The organism is Nonomuraea antri (assembly GCF_013283785.1).
GTDB classification, from domain to species: domain Bacteria; phylum Actinomycetota; class Actinomycetes; order Streptosporangiales; family Streptosporangiaceae; genus Nonomuraea; species Nonomuraea antri.
In genome coordinates, this window is record NZ_JABCPZ010000064.1 from 1 (window position 1) to 17,402 (window position 17,402).

Sequence of the window (17,402 nt, forward strand, 5' to 3'; positions counted from 1 at the left end):
ATGATACGGGCGCCACCGAGATTTACACTTATGCGATCGTCGGCAGCGTCAGATGGGTATAAGAGACAGGTCCAAGGTCAAGCAGCGCGGGGCCGCCTCCTACGCGGGCCACCGTCCATCAGCCAGGCCCCGCGTCTGACCTGGCATTGTGGTAGCGCCCCCGCGTTCGGCATGTGCCATCGTGTGTCAGCCGATGCCCGCGTGCGCCGCTGCGTCCGGCCGGGCGATGCTCGACGCCTCACCGGCGTCTCCGATCTGCCCGACCTCGCCGGCCCGCCGTCGCGTGCGCTCATCGCCGCAGCGGTTCCGCGCGGCATGCGCCGGGCCGGCTCGCAGAAGGCGTGGCTGCGCACCCTCAAGGAGGACCCGGAGGTCCTGGAGCTCCGCGCGGGCGGCTACGCCAACCTGCTGCGGGTCGCCAACCTGATCGTCTGGGGCGCGGACTGGAACACCATGTGCTCCCGGCCGACCATCGCGCGGATCGTGGACGCCACCGGCCTGTCCCAGCCGACCGTGAAGCGGTGGGTCCGCTGGCTGCGGCACCGGGGCTGGCTCGGCACGGTCGAGCAGGGGAGCGCCGTCCGCTACCGCAAGGGCACCATGGCGGGCCTGGCCGACGACGGGCTCGGCAACCGGGCCGCCGTCTGGGTGCTGGCCGTGCCGCGCCGCACGCGCGCCGAACGCCTCCACCACCGTAACGATCAAGAACGTCGGCCGGTTGACCTGCCTGGACGCACAAGTGACCCCCCTTCTGTGTCTCTCCCTGAGAGACACAGAAGTGATCCCACGAACGCGCGCGAGACCTCTCGCCGCCTCCGTGATCATTCCAGCATCTCGCCGACGTGGAAGCTGCACCAGACGGCACGGACAAAACGCGACAAGATCGCGCTGTGTGAGCGGCTGCGCGCGGAGGTGCCGGTGCTGCGGCGCGTCACGGCCTGGCACCTCCGCTGGCTGCTGGGCGTCTTCATCGACGACGGATGGACGGCGGCCGACGTGGTGCATGCGCTGGACGTGCGGGCGGACGACTCGCGGTGGACGTACACGTGGTCGAGTTCGGCGGAGATCCGGCATGTGCCGGGCTGGCTGCGGCATCGGCTGTCGGCGTGACTGGACAGCTCGGAGCGGCCAGTGGCGTCGCGGTCGGAGCGGCGTACGGAGCAGGAGGCCCGGCGTACGGAGTGGGCGCGGATGCGTGGGGCGGCCGGGTGGCTGGACTTGCCCCACCAGGCCGGGGCCGCCGAGCCGACCGAGCGGGCGGTGCCCGCGGCGCCGCCGCTCGCGAACGTGGCGCTCACGCCGCCCGCCCCGCCGGCGGCCGGGCCGTCCGGGGAGTACCGGCGGGTACGTGCGGAGATGGAGCGCCGCCGCCGGGAACAGGAAGCGGAGACCGAGACGCTGATCGCCGCATGGGGGAGGAGGGTGTCGTGATGGCGGACGCGAAGGCGTGGGCGGACCTGGCCCGTGCATGGCTGGCGGCGAGCTCGCCGGAGACGGCGCGGGCGATGCGGGAGCAGGAGCTGGAGGCCGCTCGGCGTCGTCGCGACCGGCGGCCGGTGGAGCCCCGGCGAGGCGCGGGCGCCGATCGGGCGGCGGAGGAGGCGCTGGCCCGGGTGCGGTGGGCGACGGAGCCCGAGGCGGCCGGCCCGTCCGAGGAGGAGATCGAGGCGGCGCGTGCGGTGCTGGCTCGGGAGGTGGTGTTGGCGCGGGCAAGGGCTCGTGCGCATGCCGAGCGGGAGGGGCGGTGACCGTGTCGCGCGACAAGATCGATCTACGTTGTAAGGGCCGGGTGCCGCGCGGTGGCCGCGACTACCACAACGACCCAGCCGCCATCGCTGCGTGCAACGCTCTACTGGCAGCCAACACCGCCCACCAGGCGAGCATCGCCATCCCCGCCGACCAGATCAACACCCTCACCCCCGGCGACCTGCCCCACGCCGCCGAACGGCGCGGAGCCAGCGAAGACCACCAGCGCGACGCTGTCATCTGGGGCATCACCGCCGCACAGGTCGCCGCCGGATGCGGCACCTTCGACGACCTCCACTCCGAGATCGCCGCCGAGTTCCGCGCGAACACCCTCGACCCCGACACCTCGAGATCGACATGGCAGTCGTGGTCGCCACCGCAGGCTTCAACCCCACCTTTCCCCTGACCCCCGCACGCATCGGCGAACTGGCCGAGCACGCCGGGGACACTCCCGCTGAACAGATCGTGAAGGTCGCCGACGCCCTCACACTCGAAATGCCGCTCATCCACCACCCGCTCATCCCTACCGACGCCGTCCGCGCCGAAGCCCTGCGCCTGCTGACCGCCGCCACCTGACAGGAGCAGGTGAACCACACCACGTTCGCCATCGAGCAGACGCTGCTGTCCGGTGCCCTCTACGAGCAGGCCACCGCCGAGCCGAACACCGCCCTCCCCGTCAGCGTCCGCCTCGGCAAGCACATCAGCGCGGTCGCCGACAAGAAGGTCCGCACCTACCCCGGCCACGAGGTGACCACGGTGGACCCGGACGGAGTCCCCGTCTCCGAGATCGTCGTCGACGCGTTCGAGGAGGTCATCGACCGGGCCGGGGCCTGGCTCACCGCCAACCCCGGCCTCGAAGGGCTCAACCTGACCACCGCCACCGCTGCCGACGTCTTCGACAACCTGCCCCCGCCGTCGCGGCCGGGCTGATTCAGCACCTGACCGCGATCCCCGCCGACGAGATCGGCTCCATCGCCCCCTCGCAGGTTCTCGCCGACGCGCGGGCCGCCGGCGCCCGCCCTGAGCACGTGCTCGACGCGGCAGCGGTCGCCATCGCCTCCGTCATGGCGGCGGTCACCACCATCGACTTCTTCGACCTGCTGCCCCAGGTTGCCGCCGACGTGACCGAGTTGGCGCGCGGCTGGCTCGACGAGAACCTCAACATTCCCGCCGACCGAGACGGATTCGCCTACGACCAGGTGCAAGCTGCCGACGTCGGGGCAATGCTCGACCACGTCACGCAGCTTGCCCGCCAGTACGGCTGCTACGCCGACTGACGCTTTCGTTGGCGAAATCGCCAACGAAAGCGTCCCGCTCGGAAAAGCGTTAAGCCGGACCCACGCCACATGGGTCCGGCTCAGTGACCAGCTAAAACGTTCTTTCCCCACCACCACGTAGGGATTCCACGGCTACGCCCTGGACCTCCTACGATAACGCACCACGCGGCCAGCACCGCAACCCCCGAACTCGATCACGTGCGATGGGAGACTCCCGTGTACGACGACTACGGCACCGACATGGAAGCGATCGAATCCCAGCGCTGGGACGCCGACCTGGAGCATGCCGCGATGGAACGCGAGGGCGACCGCCTCGCCGCCCTGCGCGCCCGCGGCATCTGCACTCACAGCTCCGGCGTCATGTACCGGGACCGCCCGTCTACCCGGAGCAGGTCGGCCTCCGGCCGGGGCAGTCGCGCTGCACCGAGGGCACCGGCGGCTGCACGTTCGTCGCCAGCTCCTACGCCGAGTGGTACGCCGCGCAGGAGGCGCTGTGAGCGACAACCTCATGACGCTGCCGGACGTGTCCGGCTTCGCGTTCTCCCTCGACCCGTTCGCCTACCTCCGCACCGAGGACGACCAGCCGTTGCGGCTGGCCCACGTGTGGATCTGGCACGTGTGCGAGGACGGCTCCAAGCGGATCGGCCGGAAGGTGTCGGCCAGCGTGCGAGGCGATGACGTGAGCGATCTGGCCTTGGCGCGGGCCGCGTACGCCAAGTTCATCAGCAACGACGAGGAGATTCCCCAATGATGATGTACCTGGCCTGGCCCGCGTCCAATACGACTCCGTCATCGGTGGTCGGAACATGCAGGCCGACTACATCAGCGTCTGCCGCGGCGCCCGCGCCCCGCGGTGCCATCGCGGACGGCGCGGGAGACGACGGCGACGCCGCCGAGTGCGCGCAGGTCGCCGCCCAGGTCGGCGCCGCTATCGCCGGTTCGACCGGCGACCCGGTCGCGGGGCTGGACTCGGCAGACACCCACGTGTTCACCCGCAACCACAACGCGCCGTCGCTCCAGGAGGGGTTCACGACCGCGACGATTCTCACCGTCACCATCGGCGGCATCAATCTGGCGTGGGCCGGTGACTCTCCCGCCTGGGGCGTCAAGGCTGACGGCGAAGTGGTCGGGCTGACCGTGCCGTCCTGCCACCCATGCATGACGCCGTGCAACGTCGCGGAGAAGCACGAGGAGAACCTGTCCGGGCCGTGGCCGCACCGCCGCACCGCCGATTTCGGCTCGTTCACGCGGATCATCGTCGCCAGCGATGGCCTTACCGCCCACCTGCCGTAGCGGCGGCATGTGGGAGTTCGGGCCATGCCCGCATGGCCGAGGCGTCTACACCACCGGCACCTGCCACCAGCCGCTTCACCACGGCGGCGATCACGTCTTCGAGTACCCGCGTCCGCGCCCGGTGTACCGCAGTCGTGCGGAGGCGGCCGAGGTGGAGGGCCGCCTGTTCGGCACGCACCCGTCGTGGTTCGGCCTGTCCTGACCAGTTCATCGACCCCACCACCACGAAGGAGATCAACCATGGCCGACCACAGCGCCATCGAATGGCTCCGCAGCCCTGACGGGCGACGCGGCGCCACCTGGAACTTCGTGGTCGGCGGAGAGTTCAGCCCGAGCGCGGGCCCGATGCATCCCGACTGGCCGCGCTCCCTTCGCGACCAGTGCACCGCGGCGGGCGTGCCGTTCTTCCTGAAGCTTCTCTTCGCTATCCCCGTCTGGTTGGGAGGGTACTCGCGTAGGGCTCGGATATCAGCAACGGAAGCGAGCTTCTTCGCCGTCGACCCGCAGCAGGAAGTCCGTGATGGGAACGCCTCCATCGTTCGGCAGGAGCACAAGACCGATCGCATTAATCGCCTCATCGGCTTCGAGAGCAGCGTCGGTATCCCCACCAAGCCACGCGTCGCGCGATTCCGTGAAGAGAGGGCGAATCTCTTCCCATACCGGGCCTGGTCAAAGCGGCAGTCGGACCAGAACATGTCCTGACTCTTGAAGGTGAGCGCCCCTACCAGGCGGTCTGCCTGCCTCAGCTCCCAGCCCTGACCTGTCACGTCGTCCCCTCCGGTTGCCCCGGGAGGAATGTATCGCGGCCTTTCTGCACGAACAGAGTCGGTGGCATGGTCCACCAACGCCCGCAAGAACGCCGACGACTTCTACTTCGATGTGCCGCCGCACACGCACCCGCGCGGCGGCCGGTCGTGTTCGAGCTGCCCCGTCTACGCCCTGGCGTGGCGGGAGCGGATGCTGGCCGGACTCCCGGCGCCTCCCACGGAGGTGGCCACGGAGCTGCCCGCCCTCTACGCCGGCCGCCGGGTCCTGCCTCGCTTCACCGACACCCCGATCCCGCCGGTTCGACACCGGCCGGGCATCCCCATCTACGACAGGAGATCATCATGACCCAGCTCAACGACACCACCGCGGCGGAGTACACGCCGATCGAGCCCACCGACTTCCTTCACTACCTGGCGCGCAGCGTCGCCCGCGACCTGGACCACCTGGCCGACGCCACGCACGACGGCGTCCCGAGCTTCATCACGGCGGCGGTCGAGATCGCCGCCCACGGCATGGACGCCCTCATCGGCGCACTCATGCAGGCCGAGGGCCTGACGGTGGAGGAGGCGCAGGCCCGCGCCGACGGGCTGATCAGCGAGGAGGAGGTCCGAGACGACCTGATCAACAGGCTGATGTACGTGGACGGGCTCACCGAGGCCGAAGCGCTGGTCCGCGCCGCCCAGGAGGGAGCGGACCGATGACGTCCAGGGCCGACCGGATCGCCGAGTGCAGCGCCATCATGCAATCGGAGGGGATCAGCTCACCGCGGGCGCTTGCCGAGCGGCTGGGCGGCGTGAGCGAGCGGAGCGTTCAGCGGTACCTGCGGGATCTGGAAGGGCGGTGCCGCAGGACCGACCACTACGAGGAGTGGATGCCGCTGATCCTGGAGCATCTGCGCCGGTACCCGCGATCACGGTTCACCAGGTGCGAGCCGGCGCGGGTGGTGATGGGCGACCGCTTCGTGACCCTGGGCTCGACGCTTCGGCGCATGGAGCGGGAGGAGTTGGTGACGTGCACGGTCGAGCCTCGCAGCGACGGCTTCTTCTCGCCGGAGCAGACGGTTTCTGGTGGCAGCTTCATCCGGACATCGCCCTGACGATCGAACAGGCCCAGGAGGTGGGGGTAGCGATGCCGGCCTGGGAGCGAACCAAGGAACGACGGGCACGCATCGCCGAACTCGCCTCGTCCCGCCATCCCACCCGCACGATCGCCGTCACGGTCGGCATGAACGAGCGGAGCGTCTACCGGCATCTTGTCGCGATCGAGGCGCGCCCACGATCGCACACCACGTACGAGGAGCGGATGCCGCTCGTGCTCACCCACCTGCGCACCTACCCGGACAAGCTGTTCACGGAGGGCGAGCTGCGCCGCGTGCCCGACCTCCCGGCGACGGCCAAACTCCGACGCGTCCTGGCCCGGATGGAGCAGGAAGGATGGGTCGAGTCGGTGCCGGGGTTCGTGACGACCGGGACTTCGGCACGCCGCTACCGGTGATCCGATAGCGGCTGCGACCTTCGGTCCCGAAGTTCTCGCCGGTCTGCACCGCGTGCCGCGCCCGTCCGGCCACCGTGCGCTAGTGAGCTGGGTTTGAGATTCGGTCGCAGTAGCGGCAGATGCGATCGAGGATCTGGTCGGCGGTCTTGGTCCACCTGAACGGCTTGGCGTCCTCGTTCCAGGTCTTGATCCACTCTTCCAGCGCGGTCTTGAGCGCGTCCAGGGAGCAGAAGTTGCCGCGCCCCAGACAGCGCCGCTCCAACTCGGCGAACCAGCGTTCCACCCTGATTGATCCAGGAGGAGTAGGTCGGGGTGAAGTGCAGCGTGAAGCGCGGGTGGGCCAGCAGCCAGGCGTGCACCACCGGCGCCTTGTGCGTGGACAGGTTGTCGCAGATGAGATGGACCGCCAGGCCCGGCTCCACCTGGCGGTCGATCTCGTCCAGGAAGTCGCGGAAGTCGATGGCGCGGTGGCGGGCCGACAGCTTGCCGATCACCTTGCCGGTGGCGGTGTTGAGCGCCGCGAACAGATCCACGGTGCAGTGCCGGACGTAGTCGAAGCTGCGCCGCTCGGGCGCCCCGGGCAGCATGGGCAGTACCGGAGCGCTCCGCTGCAACGCCTGGATCTGCGGCTTCTCATCGACGGCGAACACCGCGGCGTGAGCGGGCGGGGCCAGATAGAGCCCGACCACATCACGGATCTTGTCGATCAGCAGCGGGTCGGTGGAGATCTTGAAGTCCTCGGTGCGCCAGGGCTGCAACCCGAATGCCCGCCGGATGTTGCCCACACTGCTCGGCGAGATGCCCACCCGGCGGGCCAGATCCCGCTTGGACCAGTGCGTGCAATCGGCTGGCACTTCCTCCAGCGTGCGCACCACCACCTCCTCCACCTGGGCGTCGGTGATGGTGCGCGGCACGCCCGGCCGCGGCTCATCGCTCAGTCCGTCCAGCCGGCGGGCCAGGAACCGGCTGCGCCAGCGGGCCACCGTCTTGCGATCCAGCCGCAGCCGGGCCGCCACCGCCACGTTGCCGCCACGGCCGTCGCCCTCGGCACAGGCCAGCACGATCCGCGCCCGCAACGCCAGCCCTTGCGCGGTCGAGCGCCGCCGCGCCCACCCCTCCAGCGTCCGCCGCTCCCGCTGCGATAACACCAGCGGTTGAAGTCTGCTGTCCGCCATTTCTCCAGCAGACCTCACCAGCCGGTCAACGTCACCACGACTCAACGAATCAGGGACGAAAGACACCTCATGTGGTGACCCTCATACTCATAACCGGCTCACTAGTGAGCCGGGTTCTGATCCGGTCGCAGTAGCCGCAGATGCGGTCGAGGATCTGGTCGGCGGTTGTGGTTCATCTGAAGGGCTTGGCGTCCTCGTTCCAGATGTTGATCCACTCCTCCAACGCAGGTTTGATCGCGTCCAGTAAGCTGATGTCGCCTCGCTCTGGACGGCGCCGATAACACCACCGGCTCGAGCCTGCCGCCTGCCATTTTTCCAGCAGAGCTCAGCCGCCAGAGACAGTCACTCCTCACAGTCAATCTGAAACCGAGCACACCTCATGTGGTGCTCCGAATACTCAAGGCCTGCTCACCAGGAGCGGCGGCCGCCCTTGTCGAGGTGATCGAACCATGCGTTCAGTGCAGCGGGAATCACCACGCGGCCGGGCTCATGCTGGCGGTGGCACGCCTCGACCAGCCGGGCCCGAGTGTTCGGCGTGATCCGTGCGGTGACGAGTGTTTCCTCTTCCTCGTCAACGGAGGCGCGGCGCGTGAATCGTGGTATGTCGAGGTCGGTCTGGTCGGGCATCGTCTTCGGGATGGGCGGATCAAATTGGTCGCAGTAGTAGTTGATCGCTGTCTCCCAGACTTGTTGGAGGCCCAGGCCGGTGCTGGCGCAGACGTTGTCCAGGCGTTCGTTCGTGTGGGCGTCCAGCCTGGTCCCGGTGTTGATGAGCTGGGTCCACTGGGCCTTTTTGGTCCGGGTTGGTGTGGAGCGTGTTCGCGGTTTTGCCAACGGTTCGGAGTTGTCAGGTGATTGGAAGGTGACCTGGCGTGGGTCGGTGGGTTCTCGGCGGCGGACCACTGGCGCTCCTGGGCGGTCGGGTAGGGCGTGATTACTACCGTAGTCGTGCTCGTGTCGCACGACAAAGCCCGTGACCCTCGCCGGGAGCACCGAATCGTCTGGCCAACCAGACGACGAACACATAAGGTGCCTCATGCCTGCGTGTGATCTGCATAATCCACGCAGCCAAGGCCCGGCGGCAGCCACGCGGCGTCCGCCGGGGCCTTCGCGTAAGTATGCACAAGTGCGCGCTCCGGGTACCGTGGATCACATGATCCGGTCCGACGCCCAGTACCCGCGTGTGGCCGCCGCCATCGCGGCCGACATCGACGCGGGCCGTCTCCGGCCGGGCGATCGGCTGCCGACCGAGGCCGAGCTTGTCGCCGCCCACGGCGTCAGCCGCACCACGGTGCGGCTGGCCATGGCCCTGCTGCGCGAGCAGGGCCGCGTCACCACTGTGCAGGCCAAGGGCACCTACGTCACCGAGCAGGGGAAGGCGAGCGCGCCGGTGCCGCCGTCGCGGCGGCTGGTCGAGGACCTGCGCGCGGACCTGGAGTCGGGCCGGCTGCGGCCCGGCGACCCGCTGCCGTCCGAGCAGGAACTGATGGACCGCTACGGCCTGGCCGCCATCACCATCACGATCGCGCTGCGGAAACTGCGGCAGGACGGGCTCATCCACCACATCCCAGGCCGGGGCCGGTTCGCCGGCCCGGCGCCGAACTAAAAGTTGTTGCAGGAAGTAGTTGAACGGGCATTATCCGTGTATGTGTGCGGTGTTACGGGCTGACCCGTTGTGGGTGGAGACGTTCACTGGGCTGCCGATGAACCGGTTTCAGCGGCTGCTGAAGGTGGTGAGGGAACGAGGCGGTGAAGGGCCCGGCAAGGGCCGTGGCAGAGGGCGTCCGTGGTGTCTTGCACTGGCGGAGCGGGTGCTGCTGGTGGCCGTCTACTACCGCACCAACCTGACAATGCGGCAGCTCGCGCCGCTGTTCGGGGTCTGCCCGGCCACCGTATGCCGGGTCATCCAGCGTCTGGGTCCGCTGCTCGCCCTGGCGCCGGCACCTCGCCCGGCCCAGGCCGCAGAACGGCTGTGGATCGTGGACGGCACCCTGGTCCCGGTGCGGGATCGCACGGTCGGCGCTTCCAGCAAGAACTACCGCTTCTCCGCCAACGTGCAGGTCATCATCGATGCCGACACCAAACTGGTGGTGGCCACGGGGCAACCGGCCCCGGGCAACAAGGCCGACGCCACGCCTGGCGGGACTCCGGCCTGGCGGCGTACTGCGAAGATGTCACGGTCCTGGCCGACGGCGCCTATGTCAACACAGGCCTGCTCGTCCCGCACCGAAGACGTCCGGGACGAGCTCTGCTACGGGGCCAGCAGGAAGACAACGCCGAACATCGGCGCATCCGCGCCCGCGTCGAGCACGCCTTCGCCCGGATGAAGAACTACAAGATCCTTCGTGATTGCCGACAGAAAGGACCCGGTCTCCACCACGCCGTTCAAGCCGTCGCCCACATGCACAACCTTGCCCTCGTGACATGAGCACCGCTGCCACAGAACCACACTGACCTGCTCACACGCGGACTTCTGCAACAACTTTTAGTAGTACTTTGTTAGGTCTTCTTGGGAGAGGGATTTTCAGGCTCAGGGATAGTGTCATGCTGGGGTGACCCCTGACGAGCTTTCGAGGGTGCGGCAGCGTTTCGAGACGTTCGCCGCGGAGATGTTCGCGCCCATGCCGCGCGCGGATCAGCGGGCCAAGGGCATGACGTACCTGCGGGGCCTGCTGCTGGACGGGCGGCGCAAATCGATGCAGCCGATGGCCTGCCGTCTGGGGGTGGATCATCAGGGGCTGCAGCAGTTCGTGACGTCGTCGACCTGGGACCCGCGGGCGGTGCGGGCCACGCTGGCCCGTCGTGCGGTGGAGGTGGTGCAGCCGGTGGCGTGGGTGATCGGACACCGGCTTCCCCAAGGACGGCAAGGGCTCGCCGTGTGTGGCGCGGCAGTACTCCGGCACGCTCGGCAAGGTGGCCAACTGCCAGGTCGGCATCAGCGTGCACGCCGTCACCGATGTCGCCTCCTGCCCGTTGGAGTGGGGCTTGTTCGTGCCGCCGTCATGGGACGGGCCCAGCGTCGAGGCTGACCTGCGCGCGCAGACGGCGGCGCGGCGCGTGCGGTGTGGCATCCCGGGTGAGGAGCGTCATCGCTTCTGCCCGTGCTCCGGCAGAGTTCGAGCGCGATCTGCTCTGGTGTCCGGTCGGCGCAGTGCGGGGACTGGGCCAGTTCGAGAACGTCCGTGGCGGTCACCTCGGTGCCGGTCTCGGCATCGTGCCCGTCCGTGGGGAAGGACTCCCAATCGCTGTTGATCCTGTCCGTCAGGGTCGGTTCCTTTCGCGAGGAGTGTTCGATCAGGCTCCAGAATATCGTTTCGTTGGCGGTTCCGCATACACTCTGATGGATTTGCTGAGCCCCCTACCGCGGCGGAGTTGCCCCGCTGCCGACGGGATGCTCACCTGTGGCGGGGAGGCCGAGCAGGCGTTCCAGGCGACGGTCGCCGAGCACATCTACAGCTGACCTCCGGATCGGCCATGGTGACGGCCCGGACTCCAACGACCCCACCAGCCGCCGCAGCGACCGGTCACGTGCACGGACGTGGTGTATGAATCGATCTTCACGTGATCCTGTTTCTGCAGGTTAAGCGGTAAGTGTCTGCGGGAGAGTGTTTTGGGTGGGTGTGTCGCCGCTGATCACCTGGACACGGGCCTTGGCCAGGACGTCCAGGCCCATGTAGCGGCGGGCCTCGACCCGCTCATCGGTCTGCTCGGCCAGCACGGCGCCGACCAGGCGGATGATCGAGAGCCGGTGGGGAAAGATGCCGACCACGTCGGTGCGGCGGCGGATCTCCTTGTTCAGCCGCTCCTGCGGATTGATGCCCCTACGGATGTCAAGTCTCGGACCTGGGCGCGCTGGAGTTGATGATGAGACGGTGGACTTCGCGCGCGATGTAGCGTTTCAGGCAGCGGATGACCTCGCGACGGGTCTTTCCATCGCCGGTGCGTTTGAGCTTGTTCCGCTTCGACGGACACCGTCATTGTGGTGGTCAGGCCGCTGCGGCGGCCTCGTAATCGGCAGGGCTACGGTAGCCCAGGCTGCTGTGCAGGCGGTGCAGGTTGTACCAGCCCTCGATGAACTCGAAGATCGCGCTGCGGGCAGCGGCGCGAGTAGGCCAGGACCGCTGATCGAGGAGTTCGCCCTTGACGGTGGAGAAGAACGACTCGGCCAGCGCGTTGTCCCAGCACTGGCCGGTGCGCCCGACCGACAACCGCACCCCGAGCCGCACGGCCACCCGAGCGTAGGCGGCACTGGTGTACTGGCAACCCCTGTCCGAGTGGAAGATCACCGGCCCGGCCGGCCGGCGGCGGGTGCAGGCCTGCTGCAAGGCCTCGCCGACCAGGCCGGTACGCAGATGATCAGCCGTGGCCCAGCCGACCACCCGGCGGGAGGCGATGTCGATGACGGTGGCCAGATACAGCCAGCCCTCCTCGGTCGGCACGTAGGTGATGTCACCGCACCAGCGCTTATCGAGACCGGCCGCGTCCGGTGTGAAGTCGCGCTCGATCAGGTCCGGGCACCGACCCGCGTTCGGATCGGGAATCGTGCTCTGGCGCCGGCGTCGCCGATACCGTCCGGCCAGGCCCAGCACGCGCATCAGCCGGGCCACCCGCCGGCGGCCGCACCGCTCGCCCTCCCGACGCAGCTGGGCATGCACCCGCGGCGCGCCGTAGCTGCCCCGCGAGCCAGCGTGCACCAGGGCGATCCGCTCGGACAGCTCGGCATCGCGCATCGCGCGCGGACCGGGCACCGCACTGCGACGCGCGTAGAAGGCGGCACGGGAGACCCCCAGCAGCTCACACGCCCGCTTGACGCTGTGGCCGCCCTGCTTCTCCGCCTCGATGAACGGGTGCACGCTCACCGGGTCTCCTTGGCGAAGAAAGCCGTCGCCCGCTTGAGGATGTCGACGTCCTGACGAAGCCGCTGATTCTCCCGCCGAAGCGCCGCCAGTTCCTCCCTCTCGCTGCTGGTCAGCCCGTCCCGCTGGCCGGCATCGACCTCGGCCTGGCGCACCCACTGCCGCACCGCGGTCTCGGTCAGGTCGAAGTCCTGGGCCACCTCACGGATCGATCGGTCGCCCCGCCGGCACAGCTCGACGATCTCGGCCTTGAACTCCGGCGTGAACGAGCGGCGAGGACGCGGCTTCTTCTTCCCCATGCTCTCCATCATGGACATCCTTCCGGGGACGAACCCCTGATCTCAGATGTCCGTCAAAGCGGACCAAGCCCAGTTTGCGAAGGTAGTCCTGAGCGCGTGGGTCCCAGCGAAGCGGCTGAGGGTGATCCGGTAGAGGGCCGCGTTGGCTTGGCGGTCACCGCCACGATTCAGCCGCCGCCGGCTGGACTTTCCGGATGACGATTCCAGCGGACTCACTCCGCAAAGAGCAGCGAAGGACGCTTCGCTGGCGAGCCTGCCTGGATTGTCACCTGCAGCGATGAGGAGAACAGCAGCACTGTCAGGGCCGACGCCGGGCTGCTGAAGGCGTGCAGGGGCTGCGGCCTCAACGGCTGTCGTGATGTGCTGGGACAGCTCGTTGATCTGTCCGGTCAGGTACCGGATCCGCTCGGCCAGGAGCTTGAGCGTGTAGAGCATGGCGTGCGTGAGATCAATGGCCGCCGCCGGATCCAATGCAGCGCACGCGGTGATCAGCCGTGGGACGGACAGGCCTGCGAGACGATCACGCAAGGCGGGATCAGCAGAGACCAGCAATGCTTTGAGCTGGTTGATCGACTGAGTGCGCGCCTTGATGGCGGAGTCCTTGGTGACTTTGAACATCCTCAACATCTCGACCGGACCGTCAGCGCTCTTGGGAAGAGCACTCGCCTCCCCGGCCAGGACGGCCCGGGCTGCGTTCTCGGCGTCTACCGCATCACTCTTGCCGCGGCGGCGCCGCACTGCCCTGTTCGGCCGGTTGACCTCGAGGACCGTGAGCCTCTCAGCTTGCAGGTGCCGGGTCAGTGCCGCCCCGTAGGAGCCCGTGCCTTCGACCCCCACGCGTCGCACCTCGCCGAACGAGCGGGCCCAGGCGATGAGTTGCTGGTAGCCCGCCGCTGTGGTCGGGAACGCGGCGTGCGCGACCACGCCTCCTGTCAAGGTCACCACCGCGGCGACGTGGACGTCCTTATGCGTATCGACGCCTAAACGATGTCCTCGATCTGGCGGCTGGAGTCGGGCTCGGGCATGCTGACGGTGGTCATCTGGCTCCTTGAATGACCGGTGAGGCGATGGCCGTCGTTGGGCCGGCGTGACGGTCAGAACTGTGACGGTGCCTTGTAGCGGCAAGGCCCCAATCGGGACACGTCTGCCGGTCCGACGCCAGCAAGCACCGCCCGGAGCAATGACCGGCAGATCAACCCAAAGGCAGCACGGCCAGTTAGACCACGGGCCAGGACCTCGTCCGGGCGGCACGAGAAGATCCTCACAGTTGGACCAGGTCTGCGGCCAGATCTCGCGAGGGAAGGCGGCGAAGGCGATCAGATCCTCGCGGGCGAGATCCAGATGCTCGCCGGCGGGCGGGTGCTTGGCCTCCAAGGTTTGCACCACCCAGGCGTGCTGGGCGCGCACCGAAGCGGCGTCGGACTGGTCGAAGATGGTGCGCACCAGTGTGGCCACGAACGGTGGGGCGGACGTGTTCACGCAGGTGAGAAGGTTGCGCAGGAACGCCAGCCGGCCCGCGCCGTCCTCGGCCGAGGTGACGTCCAGACCGAGGATCTCGCGGCGGCCGTCGGCGTTCACCCCGGTGGCCACCAGCACGTGCACGTTGACGATGCAGCCGCCCTCGCGCGCCTTCTGGGTGAGGGCGTCCAGCCAGACGAAGGTGTACGGGCCGGCATCGAGCGCGCGGGTGCGGAACGCTTCGACCTGGACGTCCAGTGTCTTGGTCATCTCCGATACCTGGCTTTTGGAGATGCGCTTGATACCGAGCTGCTCGATCAGCTTGTCCACCCGCCGGGTCGAGACACCGAGCAGGTAGCTGGTGGCTACGACGCTGATCAGCGCCTGCTCGGCCCGCCGCCGGCGCTCCAGCAGCCAGTCGGGGAAGTAGGGGCCGGAGCACAGCTTCGGGATGGCCAGTTCGATCGATCCCGCGCGGGTGTCCCACTCGCGGGTGCGGTAGCCGTTACGGGAGTTGGTCCGCTCCTCGCTACGCTCGCCGTAGCCGGCCCCGCACAGGCCGTCGGCCTCGGCCGACATCAACACTTCGGCCATGGTCCTCACCATGGATCGCAACAACTCGGGGTCACCGGTCTCGATCTGCTTCGCCAGCCACTGTTCGGGCGTCACACTGTTGTCCGCGGCCATCACGTGCCTCCTTCGATCTTGGTTTGCGCTTTCGAAGGATCACGCGATGGCCGTCACCATTTCATGACGCCACGCCTGTTGACCAGGTCAAACTCGTACACCACTCCTGTGGACGCAACCGCAGCGGCGGGCGCGGACCGCCGTCGCTCTCGGTTCCGAGTCGCCTTGCCCGACCTGCCGAAGAACGAACGTTTACCCGCGGTGGACAAGCTCGCCTGGTTGCGGACCCGCCATCACCAACCCGCACTTCGGTTTCGCCGGCCATGTTGTCGCCTGGACGCCGACATGGCCCATGGCCGCCACGGCTAGGTGTCACTACGCTGACCGACAATGGGGGCCACACACCCACGGGGAGCAGCCATGCTGCGCATTCACTTCACCTCTGCCGATCTCATCCGGGTACGATTTCTCTCGGATATCGGGCCGCTCATGGAGTCCTGGTTCAGCCTCACCGTGCTACGAGCCGGAACAGCCAAGGGACTGTTCGCCCCCTGGACACGTAATGTAAAGATCAACAAGTCGGTCCGCCTGCTTGCTGCGTTGACTGCACTCACCTACCCCCTCGACGTTTTCACCGTCGTGGGTGATGCACCGACCCCCGAGGAGGGATTGGAACGGCTCCAGTCTGCGCGCACCGAGCACCTGCGGGAAGAACTCGAAGGGTTCGACGCCGACGTCCCGTTGCCGTCCTGGACCAGGAACTTGGCGAGTGATCCCGACTTACGGCGGAACTTCGCCGCCGCGGTTCACGATGCTCATGCGGCGACCGTTGCCCCCTACCGTACGGCCATGCGTGCTCGCACTGGTGCGGAGTTCGCGGCCCGGGGAGAAGAGATGTTGCTGCACGGCGTGGAGCACCTGCTCGCGTCCCTTCATCCAACCATCGGGTGGGATTCGATGGTGCTCAGCGTCAGCCCCTACCCGCACCCAACGACGGACGTCCACTTGAACGGGCGGGGACTCGTGCTCGCGCCGTCGATCTTCTGCCTCGTGCCTGTCCCCAGTTTCAATGCATTTGATCGCGACGCGTCGCCGGTCCTGTTCTACCCCGCCCTCCGTGATCCCGGTCAGGCTCTCGCAATTTGGCGGCGACCAAGTCTTGAGCCTTCTGAGGGCGGCGCCGGCCGGTCCCTGGCTGCGCTGCTCGGAGACACCAGGGCCGCGGCCCTGGAATTCCTTGCCAGCGGATGCACCACGACGCAACTGGCCGTCCGGCTGGGCGTTTCCGCAGCGACCGCGAGCCATCATGCGAGCATCCTGAGGCACACCGGTCTGATCACCACACGCAGGCAAGGCGGCTCCGTCTGGCACACCGCGACGCCGCTCGGCTTCGCCCTTCTCAGCGGTCACGACCTGGCCAGCTTGGCCTCGTCGAAATGGGTCGGCGGATCGCCGGACGAGCAGACAACGGGACGGTAGAACGCCGCCTTCACCGGCCGTGACCAGGGCCTTTCGACCGAGGTCGAAAGCGTTGCCGGTCCCCGTCCTCCCCATGATGCTGTGTTCGTCATCACTCATCATCACCCGAACGGACGGAGGAGCGCATGGTCAAGAGGATCATTCGTATCCCTCTGGCAGACAGGAAAGGTCACACGCACATGCGCCGATACTCGTCGATCGTCGTGAGCCTGCTCGTCGCCGCCACCTCACTCCTCGCCAGTGCGCCAGCGCAGGCGTCAGCATGGGTAGGGGCTTGCCCTGTCAACTACTCGTGCTACTACGACGGGTACGACGGAACGGGCAGCAGATGGATAGCTCCAACTGGTGGTTGCCATGTGCCTCCGGCCTTCACCGCAAACACCATCAGCTCGGTGTGGAACCGTGGCCATGTCAACGCCTATGTTCACCTGTACGCCAAGGTGGGTGACACCTGGGAGACCATCGCCTCATTCCAGCCCGGTACCCGGGGCAATCTCCCCGGTTCCACGAACAACAACACCGACCGCGTCTGCATCACCCCGTGACCTCGGCCCGTAGCCAGCCGTTCTGAATTCGAACGTGAACGGGTGGAGCCGCGCTGGCGAGAGGTCGCCGAGCACATCCTCGCCTGACCCCGGAAATTAAGAGAGGCCCGCCGCGGTGAGCTCGCGACGGGCCTCTCTCCCCCAGGGGGTTCGGGTCTACTCGACCTCGTCCTCGATCCTGCTCCGAGGTCGTCGGCCGGGTCGGGGGTGTCCGTCTCGTCGCCGGTGTTGGGGGCGAGGGTCTCGTCCTCCGCGTTCACCTCGGTGGCATGGTCGTTACGTGCGGACGTGATGTTCTGCCTTTCGCGAGGAGAGTCGCTTGTCTCCCTCATCAGGAGGGCCAGTTGGCGGTTCCGCCAACACTTGCGCCCTCGCGATCTTCTCT

General features: G+C 67.9%; 22 protein-coding genes and 5 pseudogenes. 20 read left to right on the forward strand and 7 right to left on the reverse strand.

The features are described from left to right. Positions 1–183: 183 nt before the first annotated feature. From HII36_RS21765 to HII36_RS21835, 15 genes are all read left to right on the forward strand, one after another. On the forward strand, positions 184–1,110 hold the full coding sequence (locus tag HII36_RS21765) for a hypothetical protein (protein WP_173525082.1): 927 nt from the start codon (positions 184–186) through the stop codon (positions 1,108–1,110). Between the two features lie 21 nt (positions 1,111–1,131). Continuing rightward, positions 1,132–1,431 (forward strand): hypothetical protein, encoded by a 300-nt coding sequence (locus tag HII36_RS21770; RefSeq protein ID WP_173525083.1) that lies wholly within the window; start codon positions 1,132–1,134, stop codon positions 1,429–1,431. After that, positions 1,410–1,748 (forward strand): hypothetical protein, encoded by a 339-nt coding sequence (locus HII36_RS21775; protein WP_173525084.1) that lies wholly within the window; start codon positions 1,410–1,412, stop codon positions 1,746–1,748. Before HII36_RS21770 ends, HII36_RS21775 begins: the two co-directional genes overlap by 22 nt. Continuing rightward, positions 1,745–2,152, forward strand: coding sequence for a hypothetical protein (locus tag HII36_RS21780; RefSeq protein ID WP_173525085.1), 408 nt, complete (start codon positions 1,745–1,747; stop codon positions 2,150–2,152). Before HII36_RS21775 ends, HII36_RS21780 begins: the two co-directional genes overlap by 4 nt. Next, positions 2,104–2,322: a hypothetical protein gene (locus tag HII36_RS21785; protein ID WP_217369800.1), complete on the forward strand. Its 219-nt coding sequence runs from the start codon at positions 2,104–2,106 to the stop codon at positions 2,320–2,322. Before HII36_RS21780 ends, HII36_RS21785 begins: the two co-directional genes overlap by 49 nt. Before the next feature lie 9 nt (positions 2,323–2,331). Continuing rightward, positions 2,332–2,676 carry a hypothetical protein gene (locus HII36_RS21790; RefSeq protein WP_173525087.1) on the forward strand — a complete coding sequence of 115 codons (345 nt, stop codon included), beginning with the start codon at positions 2,332–2,334 and terminating at the stop codon, positions 2,674–2,676. A gap of 98 nt (positions 2,677–2,774) precedes the next feature. Next, positions 2,775–3,023, forward strand: coding sequence for a hypothetical protein (locus tag HII36_RS21795; RefSeq protein WP_173525088.1), 249 nt, complete (start codon positions 2,775–2,777; stop codon positions 3,021–3,023). A 493-nt stretch (positions 3,024–3,516) separates the two neighbouring features. Continuing rightward, entirely contained in the window at positions 3,517–3,774 is a 258-nt protein-coding gene (locus tag HII36_RS21800) for a hypothetical protein (RefSeq protein WP_173525089.1), read from the forward strand. Beyond that, entirely contained in the window at positions 3,771–4,316 is a 546-nt protein-coding gene (locus HII36_RS21805) for a hypothetical protein (RefSeq protein ID WP_173525090.1), read from the forward strand. The genes HII36_RS21800 and HII36_RS21805 overlap by 4 nt, the downstream gene beginning before the upstream one ends. After that, the gene (locus HII36_RS21810) at positions 4,291–4,518 is read left to right on the forward strand and encodes a hypothetical protein (RefSeq protein ID WP_173525091.1); all 228 of its coding nucleotides are present in this window, start codon (positions 4,291–4,293) and stop codon (positions 4,516–4,518) included. Before HII36_RS21805 ends, HII36_RS21810 begins: the two co-directional genes overlap by 26 nt. Positions 4,519–4,556: 38 nt before the next feature. Then, positions 4,557–5,018 carry a DUF5131 family protein gene (locus tag HII36_RS55760; protein ID WP_217369801.1) on the forward strand — a complete coding sequence of 154 codons (462 nt, stop codon included), beginning with the start codon at positions 4,557–4,559 and terminating at the stop codon, positions 5,016–5,018. A 93-nt stretch (positions 5,019–5,111) separates the two neighbouring features. Beyond that, complete coding sequence (locus HII36_RS21820) at positions 5,112–5,429, forward strand: deazapurine DNA modification protein DpdA family protein (RefSeq protein WP_456238019.1); 318 nt, start codon at positions 5,112–5,114, stop codon at positions 5,427–5,429. Beyond that, entirely contained in the window at positions 5,426–5,785 is a 360-nt protein-coding gene (locus HII36_RS21825; RefSeq protein ID WP_173525093.1) for a hypothetical protein, read from the forward strand. The genes HII36_RS21820 and HII36_RS21825 overlap by 4 nt, the downstream gene beginning before the upstream one ends. Further along, complete coding sequence (locus HII36_RS21830; protein ID WP_173525094.1) at positions 5,782–6,180, forward strand: hypothetical protein; 399 nt, start codon at positions 5,782–5,784, stop codon at positions 6,178–6,180. The genes HII36_RS21825 and HII36_RS21830 overlap by 4 nt, the downstream gene beginning before the upstream one ends. A gap of 32 nt (positions 6,181–6,212) precedes the next feature. After that, positions 6,213–6,578 carry a hypothetical protein gene (locus tag HII36_RS21835; RefSeq protein WP_173525095.1) on the forward strand — a complete coding sequence of 122 codons (366 nt, stop codon included), beginning with the start codon at positions 6,213–6,215 and terminating at the stop codon, positions 6,576–6,578. 79 nt (positions 6,579–6,657) lie between these two features. Here the strand turns inward: HII36_RS21835 and HII36_RS21840 are convergent. After that, positions 6,658–7,753 (reverse strand): annotated as a pseudogene (locus tag HII36_RS21840) (IS630 family transposase). 408 nt (positions 7,754–8,161) lie between these two features. Next, a complete protein-coding gene (locus HII36_RS21845; protein ID WP_173525096.1) occupies positions 8,162–8,656 on the reverse strand; it encodes a hypothetical protein in 495 nt (164 codons plus the stop codon). Positions 8,657–8,906: 250 nt separating this feature from the next. Here HII36_RS21845 and HII36_RS21850 point away from each other — a divergent pair, with 250 nt between their 5' ends. The 3 genes and pseudogenes from HII36_RS21850 to HII36_RS59480 form a co-directional block, all read left to right on the forward strand. Then, positions 8,907–9,359 carry a GntR family transcriptional regulator gene (locus HII36_RS21850; protein WP_173525097.1) on the forward strand — a complete coding sequence of 151 codons (453 nt, stop codon included), beginning with the start codon at positions 8,907–8,909 and terminating at the stop codon, positions 9,357–9,359. 40 nt (positions 9,360–9,399) lie between these two features. After that, positions 9,400–10,181, forward strand: a pseudogene (locus HII36_RS21855) (transposase family protein). A gap of 124 nt (positions 10,182–10,305) precedes the next feature. Beyond that, positions 10,306–10,846 (forward strand): annotated as a pseudogene (locus tag HII36_RS59480) (IS701 family transposase); the annotation flags it as partial. A gap of 487 nt (positions 10,847–11,333) precedes the next feature. Here HII36_RS59480 and HII36_RS21865 read toward each other — a convergent pair. From HII36_RS21865 to HII36_RS56750, 5 genes and pseudogenes are all read right to left on the reverse strand, one after another. After that, a pseudogene (locus tag HII36_RS21865) lies at positions 11,334–11,567 on the reverse strand (transposase); the annotation flags it as partial. Between the two features lie 172 nt (positions 11,568–11,739). Further along, complete coding sequence (locus HII36_RS21870) at positions 11,740–12,612, reverse strand: IS3 family transposase (protein ID WP_173525098.1); 873 nt, start codon at positions 12,610–12,612, stop codon at positions 11,740–11,742. Continuing rightward, complete coding sequence (locus tag HII36_RS21875) at positions 12,609–12,908, reverse strand: transposase (RefSeq protein WP_173525099.1); 300 nt, start codon at positions 12,906–12,908, stop codon at positions 12,609–12,611. The genes HII36_RS21870 and HII36_RS21875 overlap by 4 nt, the downstream gene beginning before the upstream one ends. Positions 12,909–12,950: 42 nt before the next feature. Continuing rightward, positions 12,951–14,159: an IS110 family RNA-guided transposase gene (locus HII36_RS56745; protein WP_328807820.1), complete on the reverse strand. Its 1,209-nt coding sequence runs from the start codon at positions 14,157–14,159 to the stop codon at positions 12,951–12,953. Positions 14,160–14,174: 15 nt separating this feature from the next. Next, a pseudogene (locus tag HII36_RS56750) lies at positions 14,175–15,053 on the reverse strand (IS256 family transposase); the annotation flags it as partial. Positions 15,054–15,413: 360 nt separating this feature from the next. Here HII36_RS56750 and HII36_RS21885 point away from each other — a divergent pair. Beyond that, a complete protein-coding gene (locus HII36_RS21885) occupies positions 15,414–16,472 on the forward strand; it encodes an ArsR/SmtB family transcription factor (RefSeq protein WP_173525101.1) in 1,059 nt (352 codons plus the stop codon). A gap of 125 nt (positions 16,473–16,597) precedes the next feature. Continuing rightward, positions 16,598–17,017: a peptidase inhibitor family I36 protein gene (locus tag HII36_RS21890; protein ID WP_173525102.1), complete on the forward strand. Its 420-nt coding sequence runs from the start codon at positions 16,598–16,600 to the stop codon at positions 17,015–17,017. Positions 17,018–17,402 lie beyond the last annotated feature (385 nt).

Bases quoted from the DNA above. Each gene is read 5' to 3' on its own strand.
- HII36_RS21820 (WP_456238019.1), top strand. From the start codon at position 5,112: ATGTATCGCGGCCTTTCTGCACGAACAGAGTCGGTGGCATGGTCCACC.
- HII36_RS21885 (WP_173525101.1), top strand. From the start codon at position 15,414: ATGCTGCGCATTCACTTCACCTCTGCCGATCTCATCCGGGTACGATTT.
- HII36_RS21850 (WP_173525097.1), top strand. From the start codon at position 8,907: ATGATCCGGTCCGACGCCCAGTACCCGCGTGTGGCCGCCGCCATCGCG.
- HII36_RS21775 (WP_173525084.1), top strand. From the start codon at position 1,410: ATGGGGGAGGAGGGTGTCGTGATGGCGGACGCGAAGGCGTGGGCGGAC.
- HII36_RS21890 (WP_173525102.1), top strand. From the start codon at position 16,598: ATGGTCAAGAGGATCATTCGTATCCCTCTGGCAGACAGGAAAGGTCAC.
- HII36_RS21805 (WP_173525090.1), top strand. From the start codon at position 3,771: ATGATGATGTACCTGGCCTGGCCCGCGTCCAATACGACTCCGTCATCG.
- HII36_RS21830 (WP_173525094.1), top strand. From the start codon at position 5,782: ATGACGTCCAGGGCCGACCGGATCGCCGAGTGCAGCGCCATCATGCAA.
- HII36_RS21835 (WP_173525095.1), top strand. From the start codon at position 6,213: ATGCCGGCCTGGGAGCGAACCAAGGAACGACGGGCACGCATCGCCGAA.
- HII36_RS55760 (WP_217369801.1), top strand. From the start codon at position 4,557: ATGGCCGACCACAGCGCCATCGAATGGCTCCGCAGCCCTGACGGGCGA.
- HII36_RS21825 (WP_173525093.1), top strand. From the start codon at position 5,426: ATGACCCAGCTCAACGACACCACCGCGGCGGAGTACACGCCGATCGAG.
- HII36_RS21875 (WP_173525099.1), bottom strand. From the start codon at position 12,908: ATGGGGAAGAAGAAGCCGCGTCCTCGCCGCTCGTTCACGCCGGAGTTC.
- HII36_RS21785 (WP_217369800.1), top strand. From the start codon at position 2,104: ATGGCAGTCGTGGTCGCCACCGCAGGCTTCAACCCCACCTTTCCCCTG.
- HII36_RS21810 (WP_173525091.1), top strand. From the start codon at position 4,291: ATGGCCTTACCGCCCACCTGCCGTAGCGGCGGCATGTGGGAGTTCGGG.